This is a genomic window from Neisseria sp. P0001.S005, from assembly GCF_051963715.1.
Genome location: NZ_JBQCTZ010000342.1, coordinates 1 through 2,165, shown reverse-complemented (window position 1 = coordinate 2,165; position 2,165 = coordinate 1). Strand labels below are relative to the sequence as shown.

Below are 2,165 nucleotides of genomic sequence, written 5' to 3'. Positions count from 1 at the left end.
CCACCTATCCAATTCCAAACCGCATCGCTCCATTTGCCGATACGGTAGAGAAACAAAGAATAGCTCTCCTGCATCAGGAACTTGGCTTTCTTGCTGCGCTCGTCAAAGCGCGTGGTCGGGGTGGCGGAAAACTGCGCGTCTGACAAGCCCAAATCGGCGGCCATTTCTTCGGCGCGCGCTAAATGATACGGGTCGCTGACAACGATAATGCTGCCGACTCCGTTGGCGTGCATGATGGGGACGATATTGCGCAGGTTTTCGTAAGTGTTGCGCGACGTGTTTTCAAACAGGATATTGTGCGCCGGTATGCCCTGCTTGAGCGCGTATCGGCGCCCCACTTCGGCTTCGGTCATGAATCCTTTTTTGGGCGTACCGCCGGTGAAAATGATTTTGCCGACCCGATGGCTTTGGTAGAGCGTGATGGCATGGTTGATGCGCTCACGGAATACCGGCGACGGGCGTTTGTCCCACGCCGCCGCACCTAACACCACCGCCGCATCGGCATGAACGTCCTTCGGCAAGGTTTGCAAACCTGTCCGGTAAATCTGCCATGTGCCGCTCAAAAAAATACCGCACACCAGCAAAACGCTCAAAGCAAGGCCGCGAAACAGGTAATATCGCAGGCCAGTGCGGCTTTTAAGCAGGGAAATCATCTTCAGACGGCCTTATCCAACCCTATCAGCTGAGTAGGGCGGCAATGTTTTCCAACGGACGGCCGATGGCTGCACGCGTAGGCGTTACCAAAACGGGGCGCTCAAGCAAGGCAGGGTGTTCGGCGATTGCCTGAAGCAGGGCGGCATTGTCCAAATCGGGATTGTCCAAACCCAATTCTTTGTACAAATCGTCTTTCGTGCGCATCATGCCGCGCACCGATTCGATGCCGAGTTTGGCAAACATATCCTGCAAAGTCGCCAAATCGGGCGCGGTATCCAGATATTTGACCACGTCGGCGGCAACGCCTTTTTCTTCGAGCAAAGCCAGCGCGGCACGCGATTTGCTGCAACGCGGGTTGTGATAAAGTGTGAATTCAGACGGCATGAAAGTCTCCGTATTATTGCAAAATCATTCAATGATGGCGGTTATTATCGTCTGCAACTGATTTTTACTCAAACTTTTTACCTGATATCTTGATACGAATCGGTAGGCATACCCACCAAACCGTTTTACAATAAACCCAATTTCGATTGGCAACCTCAAGGATACAACCATGAAAGCCTTAACCGCCCTTCTCTTGTCCGCCACCGTTTTTACCGCTGCACCGGCCTTTGCCGCCGACGAAACGGCAGGTTGGCAGGACAACAAACCGCAAAGTCTGGAATCGCTCAAAGCCCCCGTGCGCGTGGTCAACCTGTGGGCAACCTGGTGCGGCCCCTGCCGTAAAGAAATGCCCGCCATGTCCGCATGGTACAAAGCGCAGAAAAAAGGCAGCGTCGATATGGTCGGCATCGCACTGGATACGACCGACAACATCGGCAAGTTCCTGAAACAAACACCGGTAAGCTACCCGATTTGGCGTTACACCGGCGCCAACAGCCGCAACTTCATGAAGGCCCACGGCAACAACGTCGGCGTATTGCCCTTTACTGTCGTCGAAGCGCCGAAATGCGGCTACAAACAAACCATTACCGGCGAAGTCAACGAAAAAAGCCTGACCGCCGCCGTAAATTTGGCCAAAACCAAATGTAAATAAAACAGCGGATAGGGTGCTTAACCTACGCTGATACCGAGGCCGTCTGAAACCCAATCGTTCAGACGGCCTTTTTTCAAACCATATTGCTTTGTGTTGCAAACCGGCAGTGTACCCACAGGCAGAACCGGGGTTTCACTATCAAAAAGCAGCCGAAATATTTATAATCTGTGAATAACCCCATTTTTTCAGACGGCATGTTGCCCTATCGATGACGCCGGCCGTCTGAATCCCTATTTTCAGGAAAACCCATGATCCGTTTCGAACAAGTTTCCAAAACCTATCCCGGCGGTTTCGAAGCCCTGAAAAATGTCAGTTTCCAGATTAACAAAGGTGAGATGATTTTTATCGCCGGCCATTCGGGCTCGGGCAAATCCACCATTTTGAAGCTGATTTCAGGAATTACCAAGCCTACCAAAGGCAAGGTTTGGTTCAACAATCAAGACCTCGGCACCTTGAGCGACAATCAGATCGGCTT

Annotated in this window: 4 protein-coding genes; 2 read left to right on the top strand and 2 right to left on the bottom strand. The window is 52.1% G+C overall.

Annotated features, from left to right (window positions below):
• Together ACTHSP_RS19900 and arsC are read right to left on the bottom strand one after the other, a co-directional pair.
• Positions 1 to 653: YdcF family protein (locus ACTHSP_RS19900; RefSeq protein ID WP_314272829.1), on the bottom strand; the 653-nt coding region annotated here is incomplete at its 3' end.
• Positions 654 to 678: 25 nt separating this feature from the next.
• Complete coding sequence (gene arsC / locus ACTHSP_RS19895; RefSeq protein WP_314272827.1) at positions 679 to 1,038, bottom strand: arsenate reductase (glutaredoxin); 360 nt, start codon at positions 1,036 to 1,038, stop codon at positions 679 to 681.
• Between the two features lie 169 nt (positions 1,039 to 1,207).
• On the opposite strand from arsC, the gene ACTHSP_RS19890 reads away from it, so the two are divergent.
• Both ACTHSP_RS19890 and ACTHSP_RS19885 read left to right on the top strand, forming a co-directional pair.
• A complete protein-coding gene (locus tag ACTHSP_RS19890; protein WP_049349226.1) occupies positions 1,208 to 1,690 on the top strand; it encodes a TlpA disulfide reductase family protein in 483 nt (160 codons plus the stop codon).
• Between the two features lie 248 nt (positions 1,691 to 1,938).
• The coding region (locus tag ACTHSP_RS19885; protein WP_440346762.1) for an ATP-binding cassette domain-containing protein at positions 1,939 to 2,165 on the top strand (227 nt) is incomplete at its 3' end.